General features: G+C 63.5%; 19 protein-coding genes and 1 pseudogene. 15 read left to right on the forward strand and 5 right to left on the reverse strand.

Going from position 1 to position 22437, the window contains the following annotated elements; translation table 11 throughout:
* Positions 1-358 precede the first annotated feature (358 nt).
* Together O7A05_RS28340 and O7A05_RS28345 are read left to right on the forward strand one after the other, a co-directional pair.
* Positions 359-1324, forward strand: a complete 966-nt coding sequence (locus O7A05_RS28340; protein WP_337096393.1) for an LLM class flavin-dependent oxidoreductase — start codon at positions 359-361, stop codon at positions 1322-1324.
* Positions 1321-2610: an LLM class flavin-dependent oxidoreductase gene (locus O7A05_RS28345; RefSeq protein WP_337096394.1), complete on the forward strand. Its 1290-nt coding sequence runs from the start codon at positions 1321-1323 to the stop codon at positions 2608-2610. Before O7A05_RS28340 ends, O7A05_RS28345 begins: the two co-directional genes overlap by 4 nt.
* Here O7A05_RS28345 and O7A05_RS28350 read toward each other — a convergent pair.
* A pseudogene (locus O7A05_RS28350) lies at positions 2576-3407 on the reverse strand (PhzF family phenazine biosynthesis protein). The gene O7A05_RS28345 and the pseudogene O7A05_RS28350 sit on opposite strands and share 35 nt — an antisense overlap.
* A gap of 227 nt (positions 3408-3634) precedes the next feature.
* Here O7A05_RS28350 and dps point away from each other — a divergent pair.
* Complete coding sequence (dps, locus tag O7A05_RS28355) at positions 3635-4123, forward strand: DNA starvation/stationary phase protection protein Dps (protein ID WP_337096395.1); 489 nt, start codon at positions 3635-3637, stop codon at positions 4121-4123.
* 39 nt (positions 4124-4162) lie between these two features.
* Here dps and xdhC read toward each other — a convergent pair whose 3' ends face one another.
* From xdhC to uraH, 4 genes are all read right to left on the reverse strand, one after another.
* Complete coding sequence (xdhC, locus tag O7A05_RS28360; RefSeq protein ID WP_337096396.1) at positions 4163-5065, reverse strand: xanthine dehydrogenase accessory protein XdhC; 903 nt, start codon at positions 5063-5065, stop codon at positions 4163-4165.
* Between the two features lie 154 nt (positions 5066-5219).
* Positions 5220-7583, reverse strand: a complete 2364-nt coding sequence (gene xdhB, locus O7A05_RS28365) for a xanthine dehydrogenase molybdopterin binding subunit (protein ID WP_337096398.1) — start codon at positions 7581-7583, stop codon at positions 5220-5222.
* A gap of 193 nt (positions 7584-7776) precedes the next feature.
* On the reverse strand, positions 7777-9252 hold the full coding sequence (gene xdhA, locus O7A05_RS28370; protein WP_337096399.1) for a xanthine dehydrogenase small subunit: 1476 nt from the start codon (positions 9250-9252) through the stop codon (positions 7777-7779).
* A gap of 3 nt (positions 9253-9255) precedes the next feature.
* The gene (uraH, locus tag O7A05_RS28375) at positions 9256-9630 is read right to left on the reverse strand and encodes a hydroxyisourate hydrolase (protein WP_337096400.1); all 375 of its coding nucleotides are present in this window, start codon (positions 9628-9630) and stop codon (positions 9256-9258) included.
* Between the two features lie 169 nt (positions 9631-9799).
* On the opposite strand from uraH, the gene puuE reads away from it, so the two are divergent.
* From puuE to O7A05_RS28435, 12 genes are all read left to right on the forward strand, one after another.
* Positions 9800-11224, forward strand: a complete 1425-nt coding sequence (puuE, locus tag O7A05_RS28380) for an allantoinase PuuE (protein ID WP_337096401.1) — start codon at positions 9800-9802, stop codon at positions 11222-11224.
* 14 nt (positions 11225-11238) lie between these two features.
* Positions 11239-12099 (forward strand): bifunctional allantoicase/(S)-ureidoglycine aminohydrolase, encoded by an 861-nt coding sequence (locus O7A05_RS28385; RefSeq protein WP_337096402.1) that lies wholly within the window; start codon positions 11239-11241, stop codon positions 12097-12099.
* A complete protein-coding gene (locus O7A05_RS28390; protein WP_337096403.1) occupies positions 12096-12587 on the forward strand; it encodes an ureidoglycolate lyase in 492 nt (163 codons plus the stop codon). The genes O7A05_RS28385 and O7A05_RS28390 overlap by 4 nt, the downstream gene beginning before the upstream one ends.
* Positions 12588-12601: 14 nt before the next feature.
* Entirely contained in the window at positions 12602-13195 is a 594-nt protein-coding gene (locus O7A05_RS28395; RefSeq protein WP_337096405.1) for a nucleoside deaminase, read from the forward strand.
* A 50-nt stretch (positions 13196-13245) separates the two neighbouring features.
* A complete protein-coding gene (locus tag O7A05_RS28400) occupies positions 13246-13551 on the forward strand; it encodes a type II toxin-antitoxin system MqsR family toxin (protein WP_337096407.1) in 306 nt (101 codons plus the stop codon).
* Positions 13552-13553: 2 nt separating this feature from the next.
* The gene (locus O7A05_RS28405) at positions 13554-13964 is read left to right on the forward strand and encodes a type II toxin-antitoxin system MqsA family antitoxin (protein WP_337096408.1); all 411 of its coding nucleotides are present in this window, start codon (positions 13554-13556) and stop codon (positions 13962-13964) included.
* 80 nt (positions 13965-14044) lie between these two features.
* A complete protein-coding gene (locus O7A05_RS28410; protein WP_337096409.1) occupies positions 14045-16030 on the forward strand; it encodes a CocE/NonD family hydrolase in 1986 nt (661 codons plus the stop codon).
* 148 nt (positions 16031-16178) lie between these two features.
* Positions 16179-17765, forward strand: coding sequence for an ABC transporter substrate-binding protein (locus O7A05_RS28415; RefSeq protein WP_337096410.1), 1587 nt, complete (start codon positions 16179-16181; stop codon positions 17763-17765).
* A gap of 16 nt (positions 17766-17781) precedes the next feature.
* Positions 17782-18741: an ABC transporter permease gene (locus O7A05_RS28420; protein WP_337096411.1), complete on the forward strand. Its 960-nt coding sequence runs from the start codon at positions 17782-17784 to the stop codon at positions 18739-18741.
* An 11-nt stretch (positions 18742-18752) separates the two neighbouring features.
* Complete coding sequence (locus O7A05_RS28425) at positions 18753-19577, forward strand: ABC transporter permease (protein WP_224511772.1); 825 nt, start codon at positions 18753-18755, stop codon at positions 19575-19577.
* Positions 19577-21232, forward strand: coding sequence for an ABC transporter ATP-binding protein (locus O7A05_RS28430; RefSeq protein WP_337096413.1), 1656 nt, complete (start codon positions 19577-19579; stop codon positions 21230-21232). The genes O7A05_RS28425 and O7A05_RS28430 overlap by 1 nt, the downstream gene beginning before the upstream one ends.
* A gap of 223 nt (positions 21233-21455) precedes the next feature.
* Positions 21456-22295 (forward strand): alkaline phosphatase family protein, encoded by an 840-nt coding sequence (locus O7A05_RS28435; protein ID WP_337096414.1) that lies wholly within the window; start codon positions 21456-21458, stop codon positions 22293-22295.
* Positions 22296-22437: the final 142 nt, after the last annotated feature.

Consider the following 22437-nt stretch of genomic DNA (forward strand, 5'->3'; position numbering starts at 1 on the left):
GGAAGGGACCGGGCCATGCCACGGCCTGTCCGAAAGGACGACCAGGATCCACTCGGTCTCCTTCCCACTTCAACCATACACCAGAACCAACACACAGGATTCTATGGTCTGCGCCGCGTCGCTTCGCTCCTTGCTCCGCTATAGAATGACGACACGATAGGCGGTCAGGCTATTCACCGAAGTATGTAGCCGCCAACACAACATGCGGGCCATCAAGACCTCAAGCCGAGGCACGCGACGGCTGGCTGGCACGTGACAGTCCGGTGGCCCACTTGTTCCCGTTGCCTTGCGCGAAAGCGCGCCTAGGTTGGTAGCCAAAGCGGCTGCCCGATTTCAAAGGCAGCCGAAGGGCCGCACCATGCATCTTGCCGTTTCGCTCAACATCGCCGCCGCCGACGGACAAGACATCCTGGACTTCGGCCGGATCAGCGCTTTCGTGCGGAACCTGGAAGCGGCGGGCGTCGACATGGTCATCATCTCCGACTCCGCGGATGCGCCATCGAGCAGCCCGTTCGAAGCGACCACGCTGCTGGCCGCGCTGGCGACCGTGGCCGAAAAGATCGGCCTCGTCGCAAGCGCCTCGACGCTCGCCCACCAGCCCTACAATCTGGCGCGCCGGTTTGCTTCGCTCGACATCATCAGCCATGGCCGCATCGGCTGGAACGCGACGCTCAGGCAAAATCCGCGCGAGGCGGCAAATTTCAGCCGACCCGAGGGTTTCTCGGATGATGATTTTCGCCGTCGCGCGGAAGAATATATCGACATCGTCCAGGGCCTATGGCGCGGCTGGGATGCCGACGCCTTGCTGTTCGACAAGGCGGGCGGGAGGTTCCACGATCCCGACAAGATGCATGTTCTCGACCATAAGGGCGAGTTCTTCGCGGTGCGCGGGCCGCTGAACATCGCCCGCTCGCCGCAGAACACGCCAGTGCTGGTCATGTCCGCCTCAGGCGGAGCCGATCGTGATTTTGCGAGCCGTGTCGCCGACGTCATCCTGATCGAGGAACAGTCGATTGAGGCTGCCAATGCTGTTAGCGCCGAGCTGAGACGCCGGGCGCTTGCCGCAGGCCGCAAACCGGCGACCGTGAAGGTGCTGCTGACGGTCGCCATTGGATCCGAGCCCAATGTCGACGGCCTTCGAACCTTGCTGGGCTCGAGCGGTTGTGACGGCCTCCATCTTGCTTTGCCGGCTGACCTTCAGGGACCTCAGAGTTTTACCGACCGCGTTTTGCCGGAGATCCGCCGCTACGAACTGGCCGGCCAGAGCCGGCAAGGCGCGACGCTGCGTGCCCGTCTCGGGCTCGGCGAAGGGGGCGTAAAATGAGCGCGCGCCAGATGAAGCTCGGCCTGTTTTTGTGGGCGACCGGCCATCACATCGCCGCCTGGCGTCATCCGGACGCGCATGTCACGGCCGGCATCGACATCGGCCACTACATACAACTGGCCCGCACGGCCGAAGCGGCGAAGTTCGACATGGTGTTCTGCGAGGACGCCGCCGGCTTGCGCGAAGCCAATGTCCAGATCGCCAGCCAGACGTCGCGCTCGATCGGCTTCGAGCCGATCAGCCTGCTTTCCGCCCTTGCCATCCAGACCGAGCGTATCGGCCTCGTTTCCACGGCATCGACCAGCTACAACGAGCCCTACGGCCTGGCGCGGACTTTTGCTTCGCTCGACAATCTGAGCGGCGGGCGCGCCGGCTGGAACCTTGTCACCTCGGCGAGCCCAATCGAGGCCGCGAATTTCGGCGCGACGGGCCTCAGGCCGCATGCCGACCGCTATGCGCGGGCGCGCGAGTTCGCCACGGTGGTCACCGGCTTGTGGAACCGGCGCGCAGCCGGCCATGATGGCGAGAGCTTCTCGGTGCGCGATCCGCTCGACATTCCGCCCTCGCCGCAGGGCGCGCCGGTGATGGTGCAGGCCGGCGCCTCCGACGACGGCAAGGACCTTGCCGCCCGCACGGCCGATGTCGTGTTCTCGGCGGCGCAGACTTTCGACGAAGCCAAGGCCTTCTATGGCGATCTCAAAGGGCGGCTCGCCGCTTATGGGCGCCAGCCGGACGATGTGAAGATCATGCCCGGCGTGGCGCCGATCGTCGCGGCGACGAAAGCCGAGGCGCAGGCCAAATACGATGCGCTGCAGGAAATGATCCCTGACGATGTCGGCGTGGCGCTGCTCTCCAGCTATCTCAGCATCTCCGATCTCGGCCGCTACCCGATCGACGGGCCGTTGCCCGAACTGCCGGAGAGCGAAGGCATGAAGAGCCGGCAGGCGCTGGTGATCGAGCAGGCGCGCCGGGACGGGCTCTCGATCCGCGAGCTTGCCCGTTACTTTGCCGGCGCGCGCGGCCATTGGCGCGTCGTCGGCACGGCCGAGCAGGTCGCCGACGAATTGCAGGCCCGTTTCGAAGGCGGCGCGGCCGACGGCTTCAATGTGATGCCATCCTGGTTCCCGGGCGAGCTCGACGCCTTCGCAACGCTGGTGGTTCCGGAATTGCAGCGGCGCGGCCTGTTCCGCAAGGACTATGAGGGCCGCACTTTACGCGAGCATCTCGGCCTCAAGCGGCCGGTTAAGGGCTTTAATCCATCAGCCGCGCTGTGCCGGACACCCTGATCGAGCTGCCGGGCGACGGCGGAATGTCGGCATGAAGGCGCGAGCGCATGCCCATGTCTTCGCCCTGGACGATGTCGATCGCGCCGCCATGCGGCCAGCCGAGATCACGCAGATAGCCGGCAAAGGCAGCGGTCGCGGCACCCGTCGCCGGGTTCCTCGTAGACGCCGCCGGACGCGAAGGGATTGCGCGTGTGAAAGAGGCGCGGTGTCTCGGCATAGGCGAGCAGGATGGTGACCAGGCCTTCGCGCCGCATGAAGGTCTGGCCCTGCTTGAAGTCATAGGCCATGGCGGCCAACGCCTCGCGCGACTTCAGCGCCAGCACGAGATGATCGGCGCCGCCATGGATGAGCGCCGGTGGAAGGGCAGGATCAAGATCGCCCGGCTCATATCCAAACAAGGCGAGAGCCTCCCCGACCAGTTCGGCCGACGCAGGCCTGCTGCGCGTCGGTGGCGACTGCAACGCGGCGGCGAAGTTGGCGCCATCATGAAACCCTTCGACGGTGATGTCGGCCTGGTTGAGGGTCAGCTTGAAGACGCCGTCGCCGAACTTTCTGACCAGCGCCGCGCCGAGCGCGATGGTGGCATGGCCGCAGAACGGCACTTCCGACTCCGGCGAAAAATAGCGCACGCGCCAGCCGTCGCCCTCGGGCGCCGCGAAGGCAGTTTCGGAAAAACCGACTTCGGCCGCGACGCGCTGCATGTCGACGGCGTCGGGCAGCGTCTCGCCGATCACCACGCCGGCGGGGTTGCCGCCGGTGTTCCCGTCCGAAAAGGCTGCGATCCTCGATACGTCCATGTTCCTGGCCTCGTTGTCCCGTGAGGCGCAACAAACACGTTCGAGCCGTTTTGGGAAATGAAGAAAGCGGTGAGCAGCGGTGAGCGCCAGTCACACCTGCAATCGGAGTGGTGCGCTCCAATCTGATGCGGAACGAAATTCGACCCACCGCCGTTTTGACGGTTGGCGGTCATTCAGGCCGCCTACCAGCTCTCAGCCAATCGATGCAGCCGCGACAGGAGCCGACCATGGATGCCATCGTCACCAAGAACGACCTTAAATCCGATGCCAAGAAGGAATCGATCGATCTGCTCAACGCCAGGCTTGCCGACGCCATCGACCTGGCGCTGATCACCAAGCAGGCGCATTGGAACGTCAAGGGTCCGCAATTCATCGCCATCCATGAGATGCTGGACGAATTCCGCGAGGAGATCGACGGCCATGTCGACATCATCGCCGAGCGCGCCGTGCAGCTCGGCGGCACCGCGCATGGCACCTCGCAGGAGGTGTCGAAGGCGACCAGGCTGAAGCCTTATCCGACCGACATCCACAAGACCAAGGATCATCTGGCGGCGTTGATCGACCGCTACGCCACGGCCGCCAAACTGACCCGCGAAGCAATCGACGAAGCCGACGACGCCGGCGATCGCGATACGGCGGACATCTTTACCGCCTATTCGCGCTCGCTCGACAAATTGCTGTGGTTCCTCGAGGCGCACACGCAGGAAACGGAATAGCCACGCGGCTTTCCGGTTCTCACAGCATGGTCGGCCAACTTAGCCGGCCATCGCCTTGTCAGCGCCGGCCGAGCTTGGCGCTTCCGTGGCGTGCGACACCAACGCCGTCATGATCTCGGCGGCCGCAAGTGCTGCAATCACCGGCGGGCGCTTGTCATTCACCGCATTGCCGCCGATCGGCGAGACGAGCCGGCCGAACTGCGCTTCGCTGCCCTCGGCGGATTTCAGCAACCAGTTCCTGAAGGTTGCCTTCTTGGTCTTCGAGCCGATCATGCCGACATAGGCGCTGTCCTCGCGCCTCAGCGCCTCGGCGACGATCAGGAAATCCAGCGCATGGTCGTGGGTCAGGATGGCAAAGGCCGAGCCCGCCGGCGCCTCGCGCACCACGGCTTCGGGCATTGGCGTCAGCCGCGTTTCCACCGTCTCCGGCATGCCTTCCAATGCATCGGATCGGGTCTCGACGACGACCACATGGATCGGCAGCAATGCCAGCGACGCGGCCAGCGCCTGGCCGACATGGCCGCCGCCGAAGAGATAGACATGCGGCAGATGCGCTTCTTCCGATTCAGCCTTGGCGATCAGTTGCTGCTCCAGCGAAGCGTCGACGAGGCGGATCAGCACCTCGACGCGGCCGCCGCAGCATTGGCCGATTTCCGGCCCGAGCGGGACGTCAAGCGTGGCGCAGACTTCATCAACCTCGATGCGGGCTTCATTGGCGGGAGATCGCGGCCGCGACCTTCCACCCAGAATCTGCCGCGCCTTGTCGATCGCCATGTATTCGAGCTGGCCGCCGCCGATCGTGCCGAAAATGGCCGATGCCGAGACAAGCATGAAGGCGCCAGCCTCTCGCGGGGTCGAGCCTTTCGTGGCCGCCACCTCGACGAGGGCGACCCGGCCAGCTTGGCTGAGAAATACCTTCAGGCTTTGCGCTTTCGAGTTCATCGTCTGCATTCCTAGACCGTGATGGCATTTCGTTGAATCGCCCTCACGATCTAACTCTTTGTTGGAGCATGATCTTTCTCCGAAACCGGTTCCCACTTTTCGGGATCATGCTCTAGCGCCGAAATATAGTGTTTTTCGGCCCGAATTGCACGTTTCAAGCCGGATTCGCGGCTTCCCGCTTCAATCGCTCGATCGCCATCAGCACCCGTTCCGGCGTCGCCGGAGCATCGAGACGTGGACAGATCTTGTGATCCGCGACGCTCGCAACCGCGTCCGACAGCGCATGCAGCACCGACATGCCGTGCGGCAGCGGCGGCTCGCCGACAGCCTTGGAGCGGTGGATGGTCGGCTCATAGGCCGACGACCAGTCGGTCAGCTTGACGTTGAAGATCTTTGGCCGGTCGGAGGCAAGCGGGATCTTGTAAGTCGACGGCGCATGCGTGCGCAGCCGGCCGCTATTGTCCCACCAAAGCTCCTCCGTCGTCAGCCAGCCCATGCCCTGGATGAAGCCGCCCTCGACCTGGCCGAGATCGATCGCCCGGTTCAGCGAACGGCCGGCGTCGTGCAGGATATCGGTGCGCTCGACGACATATTCGCCGGTCAGCGTGTCAACCGAGACTTCCGAGCAGGCCGCGCCATAGGCGTAATAGTAAAAGGCATGGCCGCGGCCCTTGCTGCGGTCCCAATGGATCTTGGGCGTCTTGTAGAAGCCGGCCGCCGACAACTGGATACGGTTGATATAGGCCTGCTTGACCAAGTCGTTGAAGGCCACTTCTTGATTTCCGATGCGCACGCGGTTGGGCAGGAACACGATCTGGTCGTGCGGCACCTGATATGTATCGGCGGCGAAATCGGTCAGCCGCTTGCGGATCTGGCGGGCGGCGTCCTGCGCTGCCATGCCGTTGAGGTCGGCGCCGGAAGACGCGGCCGTCGGCGAGGTGTTCGGCACCTTGGCGGTGGTGGTGGCGCTGATCTTGACCCGGTCGAGGTCGATCTGGAACTCCTCGGCCACGACCTGCGCCACCTTGAGATGCAGGCCCTGGCCCATCTCGGTGCCGCCGTGGTTCATATGGACCGAACCGTCGGCATAGACATGCACCAGCGCGCCGGCCTGATTGGCCTCAGTCTTGGTGAAGGAGATGCCGAACTTGACCGGTGTCAGCGCCAGGCCGCGCTTGATGAAGCGGCTGTTGTTGTTGAAGGCGCTGATCTCACGGCGGCGGCGCGCATAGTTCGCGCTTTCCTCCAGCTCGGCCACGATGCGCTGGATGATGCAATCCTCGACCTTCTGGTGGTAGGGCGTGACGCTTCGCTCGCCGATGGCCTCCATCGGATCGTAGAAATTGAGCTTGCGGATTTCGAGCGAATCCTTGCCGACGGCGAAGGCGACCTCGTCGATGACGCGCTCCGCGCCGACCATGCCCTGCGGCCCGCCGAAGCCGCGGAAGGCGGTGTTGGAAACTGTGTTGGTGTAGAGCGGCGCCGACTTCGCATGCACAGCCGGATAGAAATAAGCGTTGTCGCAGTGAAACAGCGCGCGGTCGCCGACGGGACCAGAGAGATCGGCGGAGAACCCGCAGCGCAGCGCGTAGGTGAAGTCGACGCCACGGATATTGCCCTCGTCGTCGAAGCCGACCTCGTAGTCGATGGCGAAATCATGCCGCTTGCCGGTGGCGGTCATGTCCTCGTCGCGGTCGAGCCGGATTTTCACCGCGCGCTTGAGCTTCTTGGCGGCAATGGCGGCGATCGCGGCGCACTGGTTGGCCTGGGTTTCCTTGCCGCCGAAGCCGCCGCCCATGCGGCGCACTTCGACTGTCACCGCATGGCTCGGAACGCCGAGCGCATGGGCGACCAGATGCTGCGTCTCGCTCGGCCCCTGCGTCGAGCAATAGACGATGACCTCGTCGTCCTCGCCGGGAATGGCGAGCGAAACCTGGCCTTCCAGGTAGAAATGGTCCTGTCCGCCGAGCCACATGCGGTTCTTGATACGGCGCGGCGCGGCGGCAATCGCCGCAGCCGCATCGCCCCGCTTCAGGATCAGCGGGGTGGTGACCTGCTTGTCCTTGACCGGGTCGAGGTTCCAGATGTCGATGACGGCCGGAAGCTCGTCATACTCAATCCTGGCCAGGCGCGCCGCGCGGCGCGCTTCCTCGCGCGTCTCGGCAACCACGGCGAAGATCGGCTGGCCGTAAAACTGAACCTTGCCTTCGGCTAACACCGGATCGTCATGCATGTTGCTCGGCGAAACATCGTTCTCGCCGGGAACGTCGGCATAGGTCAGAACGTCGACGACGCCCGGGGCTGAGCGCACCGCCGACAGGTCGACGCTTTTCAGCGTGCCATGCGCGATTCTCGACAGGCCAAGGCCGACATGCAGCGTGCCGGCAGGCTCTGGCATGTCGTCGATATAGACTGCGGCGCCGCTGACGTGTTTATGCGCGGAATCGTGCCGCTGGTCAGTAGCGACGCCGCCTGCGATCTTTTCGGCCTTGAGGTTAGGAGTGGCGTGCTTGTTCATTCAGCCTCCTTCCCTTCTCCCTGTTCACGGGGAGAAGGTGGCCCGAAGGGTCGGATGAGGGGCACCGCCGACGTCGACGAGTTTGCAGCGACTAGCCGGAGTCGGCGCCGCCCCTCATCTGCCTGCCGGCATCTTCTCCCCGTCAACGGGGAGAAGGGCGCTACCGGCGACCGTTTGCTCGCGTTGATTTGCATCAGGCCGCCTCGTCGCGCGAGACCTGGAACGGCGCCTTCGTTCCGGTCGTCTCGATATAAAAGCGCAGCAAGAGGTTCTTTGCCGCGAGCGCCCGGTATTCGGCGGTCGCGCGCATGTCGGTCAGCGGCGTGAAGTCCTTGGCGTATTGCGCCATCGCGGCCTCCACCGTCGCTTCATTCCAGGCCTTGCCGATCAGCGCCTTCTCGACCGCCGCGGCGCGCTTCGGCGTCGCCGCCATGCCGCCATAGGCGATGCGGATGTCGGCCACCGTGCCGTCCTTAGCCAAGGTCAGGTAGAATGCCCCGAGCGTCGCGGTGATATCCTCGTCCCGGCGCTTGGTGACCTTGTAGACGGCAAACTTCGTTCCTTTTTCCGGCACCGGCACATGCACGGATTCGACGAATTCGCCGGGCTGACGGTCCTGCTTGCCATAGGCGATGAAGAAGGTTTCGAGCGGTATCGTGCGGCGGACTTGACCTTTGCGCAAGGTGAGCTGCGCGCCGAGCGCGATGAACGGCGGCGGCGTGTCGCCGATCGGCGAGCCGTTGGCGATGTTGCCGCCGATCGTGCCCATGTTGCGCACCTGCGCGCCGCCGATGCGGTCGACGAGCGGTCTCAATGCCGGGATACGCTTTGACAGCGTCTCGAAGACTTCGGTGTAGGTCACGCCAGCGCCCATGGTGATGATGCCGTCTTTCTCCGAGGTGGTACGCAAGCCGTCGAGGCCGCCGATGAAGATCGCCGGCGAGATGTCGCGCATGTTCTTGGTGACCCACAGGCCGACATCGGTCGAACCGGCGACGATGGTGGCGCCCGGTTCCCTTTCGAGCAAAGCGGCGAAATCGTCGACGTCGGCCGGCACGATCAATCGCGCCTTGCCCGACCCGATCTCGACCCTAGCGCCATCGCGCAGTGCCTTCAGCCGTGCCGTGATGCCCTCGCGCTCCACGGCCAGCGGATCCTTAGCCGACTTGCCATAGCTCGAAATGGCATGCGCGGCGCGCATGATCGCCTCATAGCCGGTGCAGCGGCAGAGATTGCCTTGCAGCGCCTTTTCGATCGCGGCGTTGGACGGATCGGGAGTCTTCATCCACAGGCCGTAGAGCGACATGATGAAGCCCGGCGTGCAGAAGCCGCATTGCGAGCCGTGAAAATCGACCATTGCCTGCTGCACGGGGTGCAACTTGCCAGGCTCGCCGCGCAGATGCTCCACGGTGACGACATGCGTGCCGTCGAGCGAGCCCATGAAGCGGATGCAGGCATTGACGCTTTCATAGACGAGACCTTCGGCGGAGAGCTTGCCGACCAGCACCGTGCAGGCGCCGCAATCGCCCTCGGCACAGCCTTCCTTGGTGCCGCGCAGCGAGCGGTTGAGCCGCAGCCAGTCGAGCAGAGTCGCATCGGGCGCGACATTGGTCAGCGCCACGTCGGCGCCGTTCAGGATGAAGCGTATCTCGTTGCGGATCTCTGGCATGTCTCAGCTCCCCCGATAGGTCGAGTAGCCATAGGGCGAAATCAAGAGTGGGACGTGATAGTGCCGTTCTTCCGCCATGCCGAAGCGGATCGGCACGATGTCCAAGAAAGCGGGCTCAGGCAGGTTGATGCCTTGGCCGCGCAGATAATCGCCGGCGGCGAAGACCAGCTCATATTCGCCGGTGCGGAAATCGGCGCCGGCAAGCAGCGGCGCGTCGCAGCGGCCATCGTCATTGGTGGCGACCGTCTTAAGATGCGTGCGGTTCTGGCCCTCGATGCGGAAAAGCCCGATCGACAGACCCTTTGCCGGCCGACCGGTCGCGGTGTCCAGCACATGGGTCGTCAGGCGCCCGCCATCGGCTTTCGACGTTTCTGCCACTGGCCGCCTCCCATCCCAGGTTCAGTTCAGGTCAATTGTGCGCCAATTAAAGGCGATGCATAAGCCCGGGTCGAGCGGAGTGCGGCAAAAAGCACTTTCAAAAATTTTCGGGGGAATGCAGCAGCACTCCTTTCGATATCTTCAATGCAGCAATCGGGCAGGAGCGGCAATGCGTTACGAACGGGACATGCGCGGTTACGGGGCCAATCCGCCGGATCCGAAATGGCCGGGCGGGGCCCATGTCGCGGTGCAGTTCGTCGTCAATTACGAAGAAGGCGGCGAGAACTGCGTACTACATGGCGACAAGGCTTCGGAGGCTTTCCTGTCGGAGATCGTCGGCGCGGCGCCCTGGGTCGGCCAGCGCCACTGGAACATGGAATCGATCTATGAGTACGGCGCGCGGGCCGGCTTCTGGCGGCTCCACCGGCTGTTCACCGACGCGCAGGTGCCGGTGACCTGCTATGGCGTCGCCACCGCGCTCGCGCGCTCGCCCGACCAAGTGGCCGCCATGCAGGAGGCTGGCTGGGAGATCGCCTCGCATGGCCTGAAATGGATCGACTATCGCGACCACTCGGCCGAGGACGAGCGGCGCGATCTCGAAGAGACGATCAAGCTGCATTACGAGGTGACCGGCGCGCGGCCGACCGGCTGGTACACCGGCCGCACTTCGGTCAACACGGTGCGGCTCGTCGCCGAGGAAGGTGGCTTCGACTATGTCTCCGACACCTATGACGACGAGCTGCCCTATTGGTTCGACCGCGACGGGTTGCAGAAGCCGCAGCTCATCATCCCCTACACGCTCGACGCCAACGACATGCGCTTTGCCACACCGCAGGGCTTCAACTCCGGCGACCAGTTCTTCGCCTATCTGAAGGACAGTTTCGACACGCTCTATGCCGAGGGCAAGGCGGGCAGGCCGCGCATGATGAATATCGGCCTGCATTGCCGGCTGGTCGGCCGTCCCGGACGGGTCGCGGCGTTGAAGCGCTTCGTCGACTATGTGAAGTCGCACGACAAGGTTTGGCTGACGCGGCGCATCGACATCGCCAAACACTGGCGCGAAACGCACCCCTACGAGGCGCCGGCGCTGCGGCCGTCGCGGATGGGGTTCGAGGACTTCGTGCATGCCTTCGGCGGCGTTTTCGAGCATTCGCCCTGGATCGCCAAGCGCGCCTACGAACTGGAACTCGGCCCTGCGCATGACAGCGCGGGCGGCCTGCACAACGCGCTCTGCCGTGTCTTCCGCGCCGCGACGGAGGCCGAACGGCTTTCCGTGCTCAACGCCCATCCGGACCTTGCGGGCAAGCTGGCGGCAGCCAAGCGGCTGACGCCGGAATCGGCCAAGGAGCAGGCCTCCGCCGGGCTCGACGCGCTGACCGACAAGGAGCGCGAGCTGTTCTCGAAACTCAACGCCGCCTATGTCACCACCTTCGGCTTCCCCTTCATCATCGCGGTCAAGGGCAAGACCAAGGACGAAATCCTGGCGGAGTTCGAGGCGCGGATCGGCAACAGCCGCGGCACCGAGTTGGAAACCGCCTGCAAACAGGTCGAGCGCATCGCACTGCTTCGCCTGAAAGACATGCTCCCGCAATAACGCCAGGGATCCCCATGGATATGATCAAGACTGCCGAGCGAACCTATTACTCACCGCATGGCGGCCATCCCGGCCAGAACGAACTTTTGACCGGCCGCGCCGTCTTCACTGAGGCCTATGCCGTCATTCCCAGGGGCGTGATGCAGGACATCGTCACCAGCCCGCTGCCCTTCTGGGACGAGACGAGGGCCTGGATCATCGCAAGGCCGCTCTCGGGCTTCGCCGAGACCTTCTCGCAATATATCGTCGAGGTCCTGCCGGGCGGCGGCAGCGACCGGCCCGAACTCGACGCCGGCGCCGAGGGTGTGCTGTTCGTCGTCGAGGGCGAGCTCACCGTTTCGCTTGCCGGCAAAAAACATGTGCTTGCCCCCGGCGGCTTCGCCTTCCTGCCGCCGTCGAGCGGCTGGACGGTGCGTAACGAGAGCAGCACTGCTGTCCGCTTCCACTGGATCCGCAAGGCCTATGAGGCGGTCGATGGGCTCGACGCGCCGGAAGCCTTCTTCTCGAGCGACCATGACGTGGCGCCAAGCCCGATGCCGGGCACGGAAGGGCGCTGGGCAACGACCCGCTTCGTCGACCCGGCCGACATGCGCCACGACATGCATGTCACCATCGTGACGCTGAAGCCGGGTGCGGTCATCCCCTTCGCAGAGACCCATGTCATGGAGCATGGGCTATATGTGCTGGAAGGCAAGGCGGTCTACCGCCTCAACCAGGACTGGGTCGAGGTCGAAGCCGGCGATTTCATGTGGCTGCGCGCCTTCTGCCCACAGGCCTGCTATGCCGGCGGCCCCGGCAATTTCCGCTACCTGCTCTACAAGGACGTCAACAGGCACGCCAGGCTTGGCGGCTATCTTGGGGGCAAGGCACGGTGAGCCGCATCGTCGCCCGACCGCTGACCCGCGAGAACTTCGCGCCCTTCGGCGACGTCATCGACATGGGCGGCGACAACCGCTACCCGATCAATGGCGGCAAGGCGATGCGTTATCACGACCTCGCCACCGCCGAGGCCGCAGGCCCGAATGCGCGCGTGCTGATCTCGATGGTGCGCGGCACGCCCTATGAGATGCCGCTGAAGCTCACCATGGTCGAGCGCCATCCGCTCGGCAGCCAGGCCTTCATCCCGCTGTCGCCGCGGCCTTTTCTGGTGGTCGTCTGCCATGACACGAAGGACGGCCCGGGTGAACCGCATGCCTTTCTCGCCGGCCCCGGACAAGGCATCAACTATCGCCGCAACCTCTGGCACGGCGTGCTGACGCCGATCGGCGAAGAACAGGATTTCCTCATCGTCGACCGCGGCGGCGACGGCTCCAATCTCGAGGAATTTTATTTCTCGCATCCATACGAGATCCACCTCTCCTGAAAGCTTACGATTTCATGACCGACGTTTCGCTGATCGACCGCCTGCTCGATGTGATCGAGCACGACATCGTGCCGAAGACGGCGCAAGGCGTTGCCCACGGTAACAAGCTGTTCGGCGCCGCGATCCTGCGGAAGGACGACCGGTCGCTGGTGCTGGCCGAGACCAACAACGAAATGGAAAATCCGCTGTGGCATGGCGAAGTGCACTGCTTGAAGCGTTTCTACGAGATGCCCAAGGCCGAGCGCGTCGATACAAAAGATGCGCTGTTTATCGCCACGCACGAGCCCTGCTCGCTCTGTCTGTCGGCGATTACCTGGACCGGCTTCGACAATTTCTACTACCTGTTCAGCCACGAGGATTCTCGCGACAGTTTCGCCATCCCGCACGATCTGAAAATCCTGAAAGAGGTCTTCACCCTCGACCCCGGCGGTTACAATGCCGAGAACGCCTATTGGAAGAGCTTTTCCATACGCCGGCTGGTTAGGGCTTTGCCCGAGGCTGAGCGCAAGCGGCTTGAGGCTAGGATCGGCAGGATTGCGGCGCGCTATGACGAGCTTTCGGACGCCTATCAGGCAAGCAAGGCCGACAACGACATCCCGCTGAGCTGACGCGGCTTTCCCGATCTTGAATTGCCACCTTTATGGTGGCATATTGGCTTATGGAGAAACGCAGGCCCACTTACGATCTCGATGCGATCAAGACGACGTTCGGGTCTGTCGATACATTGGCCATCACTACGTCAGCTCTGCGTGACGCGGCTGGCCTTGGTTTCGATCGCGCCGGCATTGTCGAGGTGATCGGTGGCATGACGCGGAAGATGTTCGTGAAATCGATGACGACCTTCGCCGATCACCGGGTCTGGCAGGATGTTTATCATGTGCCGGCGCGCGACCTGCTTCTCTACGTGAAATTCCAGGCCGATGTCGTGACCGAGTTCACAGTCATGGCATTCAAGGAGAAATGACCATGGCAAGAGAAACCAGTGAAACCATGATCTTTCCCGAAACCGGGGAGGCGCTGACGCGCGGCGTGCGTCCGTTCACCGTGACCTACAAAGGCGAGAGCATGGTTGTCGACCTGCCGGGTTACTATCCGGCTTCGGACGGAGACGGCGTGCATGTCGGGGACGACATGGCTGCCGTCGATGCCGCTCTGCGCATTCTCAAGGAAAAGATCGACGGCGTGCCGGCGCCAGAAACTATCCGGCGCATGCGCGCAAAGCTCAACCTGTCGCAGCGCGAGGCGGGTTCCCTGTTCAAGGTCGGAGAGAATGCTTTTGACAAATATGAAAGAGGCCTCATCGAGCCGAGCGGGCCGACCATTCAGTTGATGACGCTGCTCGAAAAACATCCCGAATTGCTCGACGAATTGCGCTAACGACCCAGGTCGCAATTTTTGGTGCTCCAGTCGCGAATGGCGATTGAAAGTCACCGCGCCGCGGAGCGTTATGCACGGTCATGAAAATCGTCACCGAATTCCCCCGCAAAGTCGTCGAGTTTCCCGATATGGACATCGTCATGCCGGATGGTTGCCGGCTGTCGGCGCGTATCTGGATGCCCGAGGACGCGACTGGCGATCCGGTGCCGGCGATCCTCGAGCACCTGCCCTACCGCAAGCGCGACGGCACTATCTTCCGCGACCAACTGACCCATCCCTATTTCGCCGGCCACGGCTACGCCTCGATCCGCGTCGACATGCGCGGCAATGGCGATTCCGAAGGGCTGATGGACGACGAATATTCCGAGCAGGAATTGCAGGATGCCTGCGATGTCATCGCCTGGGCAGCGGCGCAGCCCTGGTGCAACGGCAATGTTGGCATGATGGGCATTTCCTGGGGCGGCTTCAACTGCCTGCAGGTGGCGGCGAAGCAGCCGCCGGCGCTGAAGGCGGTAATCAGCCTGTGCTCGACCGTCGACCGCTATGCCGATGACATCCACTACAAGGGCGGCTGCCTGCTCTTGGAAAATTTCGGCTGGGCCTCGACGATGCTGTCCTATTCGTCGCGGCCGCCGGATCCGGCGATCGCCGGCGGCAATCGCTGGCGGGATTTGTGGCTTAGCCGGCTGGAGAACCAGCCCTTCCTTCTGCCACTCTGGCTCAGCCACCAGCATCGTGACGCCTATTGGAAGCGCGGCTCGATCTGCGAGGATTTTTCAGCTGTTCATGCGGCCGTGCTGTCGATCGGCGGCTGGCATGACGGCTACCGCAACACGATCTCCAATCTCGTCACCAACATCCAGTCGCCGGTCAAAGGCATCGTCGGTCCCTGGATCCACAAATACCCGCACTACGCCGGACCCAAGCCGGCGATCGGCTTCCTGCAGGAGGCGCTGCGCTGGTGGGACCGCTGGCTGAAGGGGGCGGAGACCGGCGTCGAGGCCGATCCGGCCTATCGTGCCTATGTCATGGACAGCGTGCGGCCGGCGCGCTGGCACCCGGAACGGCCGGGCCGCTGGGTGGCGGAGCAGGAATGGCCGTCGCCGAACATCAAGATCGAGGCGATCGGCCTCATCCCCGACGGCGCCAAACCCTCGATCGTCGCTTCGCCGCAGACCTGCGGCCTTGCCGGCGGCGAATATTTTCCCTTCACCTTCGGGCCGGAACTGCCTGGCGACCAGCGCCCCGACGATGCACTGTCGGTGTGCTTCGACCAACCGCAGCTCGGCGAAGCGATCGACATCGTCGGGGCGCCGGAGCTCGAGGTCCGGCTTGTCTCCGATCGGCCGCAGGCCAACATCGCGGTGCGACTTTGTGACGTGCATCCGGACGGCGCCTCGGAGCTGATCTCCTATGGCGTGCTCAACCTGACCCACCGCAACTCGCATGAGTTCCCCGAACCGTTGGTTCCCGGGGAGACCGTTTCGGCGCGCGTCGTGCTCGACCAATGCGCCTATCGGGTACCGGCCGGCCACAAATTGCGCGTCGCCGTTTCGACCGCCTACTGGCCGATGATCTGGCCTTCGCCGCAGCCGGTGCGTCTTGGTCTCGCGCAGGCGACGCTCAAGCTGCCGCTGCGCCCGCTGGCGAAAGGCAATGAGGTTTCGTTCCCTGAGCCGGAAGGCGCAAAGCCGTGGGCGATCGAGACGATCCGGCCGGCCAATTCCGAACGCCATGTCGACCGCGACGAGAAGACCGGTCTTGTCACGCTTTCCATAAGCGACGATTTCGGCGAGGTGCGCGACCTCGACCACGGGCTGGTCAATGGCAGCATCGTGCGCGAGACATGGACGATCCATCCCGACGACCCGGTGTCGGCCACCGGAGCCACGCATTGGACGCAGACCTTGTCGCGCAATGAATGGTCGGTGCGGACCGAGACTTTCGCTCAGATGCGTTCGGACGCCGCAAACTTCATCGTCAGCGCCAGAATCGAAGCCTATGAGAGCGAAAAGCTAGTCTTCGAACGCGACTTCGAGCAGACGATTCCCCGCTCCATGGTTTGAGCCGAAGCAAGATTGGTCCAAATGCGACGTACGATTTACGCCACCGTATGTCGCATTCGGTCTTGCCTGCCGCTTTCCCTTACGGTCATTATCTCCTCCAATACCAAGAAACGACCATAAGGTCGGATACCCAGAGTGAGGAACCATAATGTCTAACGAACTCGACTATCTCAGCCGGCGAGTCGCGGCCGGAAAACTTAGCCGTCGCGATTTTCTCGGTCGCGCCGCCGCGCTCGGCGTTACCGCCGCCTTCGCCAACTCGCTGCTCTCCAGCGCCGTGCGCGCTGCCGGCCCGGTCAAGGGCGGCACGCTGAAGGCCGGCCTGGTCGGCGGTGAATCCACCAACAGCCTCGATCCGGCCCTGTTCATGACCCAGGTGCCCTTTGCCTTCGGCAAGATGTGGGGCGAATTGATCGTGGAACTCTCGCCCGACGGCAAGCTGGAGAACCGCATCGCCGAGGAGATCGGCTCTTCGGACGACGCCAAGGTCTGGACGCTGAAAATCCGCGACGGCATCGAATTCCACAACGGCAAGACGGTTACCGCAGAAGACGTCGCTGCCACGCTCGAGCGTCATTCGGACGAGAAGTCCAAGTCCGGCGCGCTGGGCTACATGAAGGGCATCGACACCATCAAGGTCAACGGCAAGGAAGTCGTGCTGACGCTGAAGGAGCCTAACGCCGACCTCCCCTACCTTCTCAGCGACTATCACCTGATAGTCCAGCCGAACGGCGGCAAGGACAAGGCCGATGCAGGCATCGGCGCTGGCCCGTACAAGGTCAAGGTCAATCAGCCCGGCGTGCGCCATGGCGGCGAACGCTTCGCCAACTACTGGCAGGGCGACAAGATGGGCCACGCCGACCAGATCGAAATCATCGTCATCAACGATGCGACAGCGCGCACGGCGGCCTTGCAGGGCGGCCAGGTCAACATGATCAACCGCGTCGAGCCGAAGATCGTCGATCTGATCAAGCGCGTGCCTGGCGTCACCATCCGCAACCACTCCGGTCCGGGCCACTACGTGTTCATCATGCATTGCAACACGGCGCCGTTCGACAACAACGATCTCAGGATGGCGTTGAAGCTGGCGATCGACCGCGAGGAGATGTTGAAAAAAGTGCTGCGCGGCTACGGCTCGCTCGGCAACGATTTCCCGATCAACGCCTCCTACCCGCTATTCACCGAGATCGAGCAGCGCAAGTACGATCCGGACAAGGCCAAATTCCACTACAAGAAGTCCGGCCATGACGGCGCCGTGCTGCTTAGGACCTCGGACGTCGCCTTCCCGGGCGCTGTCGATGCATCCCAGCTTTTCCAGCAGAGCGCCGCCAAAGCCGGCATCAAGATCGAGCTCAAGCGCGAGCCCGGCGACGGCTATTGGAACGAAGTCTGGAACAAGCAGCCCTTCTGCGCCTCCTATTGGGGCGGCCGGTCGACACAGGACCAGATGTACTCGACCGCCTATCTGTCGACCGCCGACTGGAACGACACGCGCTTCAAGCGCCCGGACTTCGACAAGATGGTGCTGGCCGCGCGCGCCGAGCTCGACGAGGCCAAGCGCAAGGCGATGTACCACGACATGGCCGTCATGGTGCGCGATGAAGGCGGCCTGATCCTGCCGATGTTCAATCAGTTCATCGACGCAACAGGCCCCAAGGTGGCGGGCTGGGTGGAGGATCCGCATCAGGAGCTTTGCAACGGCTACGCGCTGGCGAAGTGCTGGCTCGAAGCCTGAGCACGGCCTTGCGGAGATGTCCTCACCCATCGTGAAACTGGTGGCCCAGCGCATTGCGCTGGGCATCCTCCTTCTGCTGGCCGTTTCGGTCCTGATCTTCGCCGGCACGCAGATTCTGCCCGGCGACGTCGCGCAAGCCATCCTTGGACAATCGGCGACCCCGGAGTCGCTGGCCAATCTGCGCGAGCAGCTCGGGCTCAACCAGCCTGCCTATATCCGTTACTTCCACTGGCTGGGCGGCGTGCTGACCGGCGACCTCGGCACCGCCATGTCGAGCGGCCAGGACATCGCGACATCGATCAAGGAACGGCTGTGGAATACGCTGTTCCTGGCCTTCTGGGCGGCCATCGTGGCTATCCCGCTGGCGATCACGCTTGGGCTGATCGCGGTGCGTTACCGCAATGGCTGGGTCGACAAGCTGATCTCCGGCGTGGCGCTTGCCTCGACCTCCTTCCCGGAGTTCTTCATCGGCTATCTGCTCGTCTTCTACTTCGCGGTCCAGCACCAGTGGTTCCCGGCCATCTCAACCGTCTATGACGGAATGCCTTTGGGTGAGCGCCTGCAGGCTATCGCGCTGCCTGCGGCGGCGCTGACTCTGGTGGTGCTCGCCCACATGATGCGCATGACGCGCGCGGCGATCCTGAACGTCATGCAGTCGGCCTATGTCGAGACCGCGGAACTCAAGGGGTTGTCGGCCGCTGCCGTTATCCGCAAGCATGCCTTCCCGAACGCGATCGCGCCGATCATCAATGTCGTCATGCTCAACCTTGCCTATCTGGTGGTCGGCGTCGTCGTGGTCGAGGTGATCTTTGTCTATCCAGGGATGGGCCAATATCTGGTCGACCACGTCACCAAGCGCGACGTGCCGGTCGTGCAGGCGGTCGGCTTGATCTTCGCCGCCGTCTATATCACCCTCAACATCATCGCGGACATTGCGGCGATCGCCGCCAATCCGCGGCTCAGGCATCCGAAGTAGGGGCGGCCGATATGCTCGATATCAGACGCATCCCCCTGCCATCGCTGGCCGGCCTGGTGCTGACCGCGCTGTTCGTGCTGGCGGCAATCTTCGCGCCCTTGATCGCGCCGCACGGCAACGCCGAGATCGTCGGCGACGTGTGGGAGCCGATGTCGGCCGCGCACTGGCTGGGCACCGACAATCTCGGCCGCGATCTGTTGTCGCGCATGATCTATGGCGCCCGCATCACGCTGTTTATAGCGGTGCTGGCGACGGCACTGTCCTTCTCGCTCGGCGCCATTCTCGGCTTTTCAGCGGCGGTATTCGGCGGCTGGTACGACACGATCCTGTCGCGGCTCGTCGACCTCCTCATGTCGATCCCGACGCTGATCATGGGCCTCGTCGTGCTTTCGGTGCTGCCGTCGAACCTGGTGACGCTGATCCTGGTCATGGGCATCCTCGATTCGACCCGCGTCTACCGACTGTCGCGCGCGGTCGCCGTCGACATCAACGTCATGGACTATGTCGAGGCGGCGAAGCTGCGCGGCGAAGGCAGCGGCTGGATCATCTTCCGCGAGATCCTGCCCAATGCGCTGTCGCCGCTGGTCTCGGAACTCGGCCTGCGCTTCATCTATGCCGTGCTGTTTCTGTCGACGCTGTCCTTCCTCGGCCTCGGCGTGCAGCCGCCGGATGCCGACTGGGGCGGCATGGTGAAGGAGAACAAGGACGGCATCGTGTTCGGCATTCCGGCGGCGCTCATCCCGGCGGCGGCGATCGCGGCACTGGCGATCTCGGTCAATCTCGTCGCCGACTGGGTGCTCAATCGGACAACAAGCCTGAAGGGAGGACGCGGCTGATGGTTGACGGCAAGGCAAAGTCCGGCCCCCTCCTCGACATCCGCAACCTACGCATCGAAGCGACGGTCTATCCGCCGGATGAAGCACCGAGGACCATCACGCTTGTCCACGACGTCTCGCTGACGCTGGAGAAGGGCAAGGTGCTTGGGCTGATCGGCGAGTCCGGCGCCGGCAAGTCAACCATCGGCCTGTCATCGATGGGCTATGGCCGGGGTGGCCTTCGGATTACTGGCGGCGAAGTCATCCTCAACGGCCGCGACATACTGAAAGGCGGCAAGGAAGGCCTGCGCAAGCTGCGCGGCCGCGAAGTGTGCTACGTCGCGCAGTCGGCGGCGGCCGCCTTCAATCCGGCACACCGGCTGATGGACCAAGTGGTGGAGGCCACGCTCCTGCACGGCACCGCGACCCGCGCCGAGGCCGAGAAACGCGCCGTCGCCCTGTTCAAGAAGCTCAGCCTGCCCAACCCCGAAACGATCGGCGAGCGTTTCCCGCACCAGGTGTCGGGCGGCCAGCTGCAGCGCGTAATGACGGCGATGGCGTTGTGCTCGGAACCTGACCTGATCGTCTTCGACGAGCCGACGACGGCCCTCGACGTGACGACGCAGATCGACGTGCTGTCAGCGATCAAGGACGCCATCCGCGACACCCATGTAGCGGCCCTTTACATCACCCACGATCTGGCCGTCGTGGCACAGGTGTCCGACGAGATCATGGTGCTGCGTCACGGCCGGCTGGTCGAATGGGGCGGCACCCGCCAGATCATCAAGGAGCCGCGCCAGGAATACACCAACGCCCTGGTCTCGGTGCATGAGATCGAACACCAGGAACAGCAGCCGGGCACGGCGCCGATGCTGTCGGTAAAGAACGTGACGGCCGCCTATGGCGGCGGTCACGTCAAGGTGCTGAAGAACGTCTCGGTCGACATCTATCCGGGACAGACGTTAGCCGTGGTCGGCGAGAGCGGTTCCGGCAAATCGACGCTGGCGCGCGCCATCACGGGTCTCTTGCCGCCCGAGCAAGGTAGCGTCGTCTTCGACGGCCGCACGCTTGCCAACAGGCTTGCCGACCGGCCGAAGGAGGACCTTCGCCAGCTGCAGATGATCTACCAGATGGCCGACGTGGCGATGAATCCGCGCCAGACGGTGGGTACCATCATCGGCCGGCCGCTGGAGTTCTATTTCGGCATGAAGGGCCGCGAACGCGACAAGCGCGTTGCCGAGCTGCTCGATGAGATCGAGATGGGCAAGGGCTTCATCGATCGCTATCCGGCCGAGCTTTCCGGTGGCCAGAAGCAGCGCGTCTGCATCGCCCGCTCGCTCGCCGCCAAGCCGAAGCTGATCATCTGCGATGAGGTGACCTCGGCGCTCGATCCGCTGGTCGCCCACGGCATCCTCAAGCTCTTGCTCAACTTGCAGCAGATCGAGAAGGTGGCCTACCTCTTCATCACCCACGACCTCGCGACGGTGAAGTCGATCGCCGATTCGATTGCGGTGATGTATCGCGGTGAAGTGGTGCGCTACGGCCCCAAGGGCAAGGTGCTGACGCCGCCCTTCGACGCCTATACCGACCTTCTGTTGTCCTCTGTGCCCGAGATGGAAATCGGCTGGCTGGAGAAGGCCATCAAGGGACGGCGCATGGAAAGCGCCGGAAACTGACGCAATTCCCGCAGAACTGTTAAGCGGCTTTCCGCACGGAATTGCGTCGCCGCCAAGACCAAGAAGGTCGATGGTTGGGTAAAAACCCAATGGCCAGATGATGGACGGCTACAGCCTCTGCCAGTGCTGGTTGAACGCCTGATATCAGGCTATCCAAAGCAGCGCCGCGTGTCCGCGCGATGCGCGGCGCTTCTGTTTCGAAAAGCAACCACAGGGACGTCCCGTGCCGCTCAAATCCAAACTGCTGCTCATCATCCTCGATGGCGTGCCCTACCGCAACTGGCGCCGGCTGATGGGCAATCTCGAGGGCTGGGCGCAATCGGGCGAGGCGCAAGTGTGGAAGATGCGCTCGGTGCTGCCGTCGACGTCCGCCTGCTGCTACGCCTCGATCCACACCGGGGTGACCCCGCAAGTGCACGGCATTCTATCCAACGAGAACCGCTTTCGCGTCACGCAACCGGACATTTTTTCGGAAGTGAGCAAGTCCGGCGGCAAGACGGGCGCGGTGACCCATTCCTACTGGTCGGAATTCTTTCGCTCGTATCCATTCGACCTTGTCGAAGACATGGAGTTCGACGAGCCGGGCGGGCCGATCACGCATGGCCGCTTCCACACCATGACCGGCTACAATCTCAAGAACCAGATGACGCCAAGCGACGTCGACCTGTTCGCGACGCTGACGATGCTGACCAAACGCCATGGCATCGACTACGGCATCCTGCACACCTGCACGCTGGACTCGATGGGCCATCGCTTCGGCCATGACTGCCACGAAATGGATCATGCCTGCTACGCGATGGACGGCATGCTCGCGGCCTTCCTGCCGCAATGGCGCCAGGCCGGCTATGAAGTGATCGTGACGGCCGACCATGGTCAGACCGGCCGTGGCCACCATGGCGGCCATGACGACGAGATGCAGGATTTCGCGCTCTATTATTTCGGTCCGGCCAAGGGGCCTGAGGCCGACACGCTGCTCGACCAGCTGCAGCTCGCGCCGACAGTGCTGAGCCGGCTTGGTGTGGCGATACCTGCGACGATGAAGGCCAAGGTGTTTTTGGGGTAAACGCGGCCTTGCCTTCTCCCCTTGTGGGAAAAGGTGTCGCGAAGGCGACGGATGGGGGGTGCCCAGGGAAAGCCGACCTCTCACTCCGCTGGAACACCCCTCATCCGTCTCGGCGCTATCGCGCCGATCCACCTTCTCCCAC

This window comes from Mesorhizobium argentiipisi (SeqCode) (genome assembly GCF_037179585.1).
Classification (GTDB): Bacteria; Pseudomonadota; Alphaproteobacteria; order Rhizobiales; family Rhizobiaceae; genus Mesorhizobium; species Mesorhizobium argentiipisi.

Excerpts from the sequence above, each read along its gene's own strand:
- O7A05_RS28340 (WP_337096393.1), top strand. The coding sequence starts at position 359 with ATGCATCTTGCCGTTTCGCTCAACATCGCCGCCGCCGACGGACAAGAC.
- O7A05_RS28345 (WP_337096394.1), top strand. The coding sequence starts at position 1,321 with ATGAGCGCGCGCCAGATGAAGCTCGGCCTGTTTTTGTGGGCGACCGGC.
- dps (WP_337096395.1), top strand. The coding sequence starts at position 3,635 with ATGGATGCCATCGTCACCAAGAACGACCTTAAATCCGATGCCAAGAAG.
- xdhC (WP_337096396.1), bottom strand. The coding sequence starts at position 5,065 with ATGAACTCGAAAGCGCAAAGCCTGAAGGTATTTCTCAGCCAAGCTGGC.
- xdhB (WP_337096398.1), bottom strand. The coding sequence starts at position 7,583 with ATGAACAAGCACGCCACTCCTAACCTCAAGGCCGAAAAGATCGCAGGC.
- xdhA (WP_337096399.1), bottom strand. The coding sequence starts at position 9,252 with ATGCCAGAGATCCGCAACGAGATACGCTTCATCCTGAACGGCGCCGAC.
- puuE (WP_337096401.1), top strand. The coding sequence starts at position 9,800 with ATGCGTTACGAACGGGACATGCGCGGTTACGGGGCCAATCCGCCGGAT.
- O7A05_RS28385 (WP_337096402.1), top strand. The coding sequence starts at position 11,239 with ATGGATATGATCAAGACTGCCGAGCGAACCTATTACTCACCGCATGGC.
- O7A05_RS28395 (WP_337096405.1), top strand. The coding sequence starts at position 12,602 with ATGACCGACGTTTCGCTGATCGACCGCCTGCTCGATGTGATCGAGCAC.
- O7A05_RS28400 (WP_337096407.1), top strand. The coding sequence starts at position 13,246 with ATGGAGAAACGCAGGCCCACTTACGATCTCGATGCGATCAAGACGACG.
- O7A05_RS28405 (WP_337096408.1), top strand. The coding sequence starts at position 13,554 with ATGGCAAGAGAAACCAGTGAAACCATGATCTTTCCCGAAACCGGGGAG.
- O7A05_RS28410 (WP_337096409.1), top strand. The coding sequence starts at position 14,045 with ATGAAAATCGTCACCGAATTCCCCCGCAAAGTCGTCGAGTTTCCCGAT.
- O7A05_RS28415 (WP_337096410.1), top strand. The coding sequence starts at position 16,179 with ATGTCTAACGAACTCGACTATCTCAGCCGGCGAGTCGCGGCCGGAAAA.
- O7A05_RS28420 (WP_337096411.1), top strand. The coding sequence starts at position 17,782 with ATGTCCTCACCCATCGTGAAACTGGTGGCCCAGCGCATTGCGCTGGGC.
- O7A05_RS28425 (WP_224511772.1), top strand. The coding sequence starts at position 18,753 with ATGCTCGATATCAGACGCATCCCCCTGCCATCGCTGGCCGGCCTGGTG.
- O7A05_RS28430 (WP_337096413.1), top strand. The coding sequence starts at position 19,577 with ATGGTTGACGGCAAGGCAAAGTCCGGCCCCCTCCTCGACATCCGCAAC.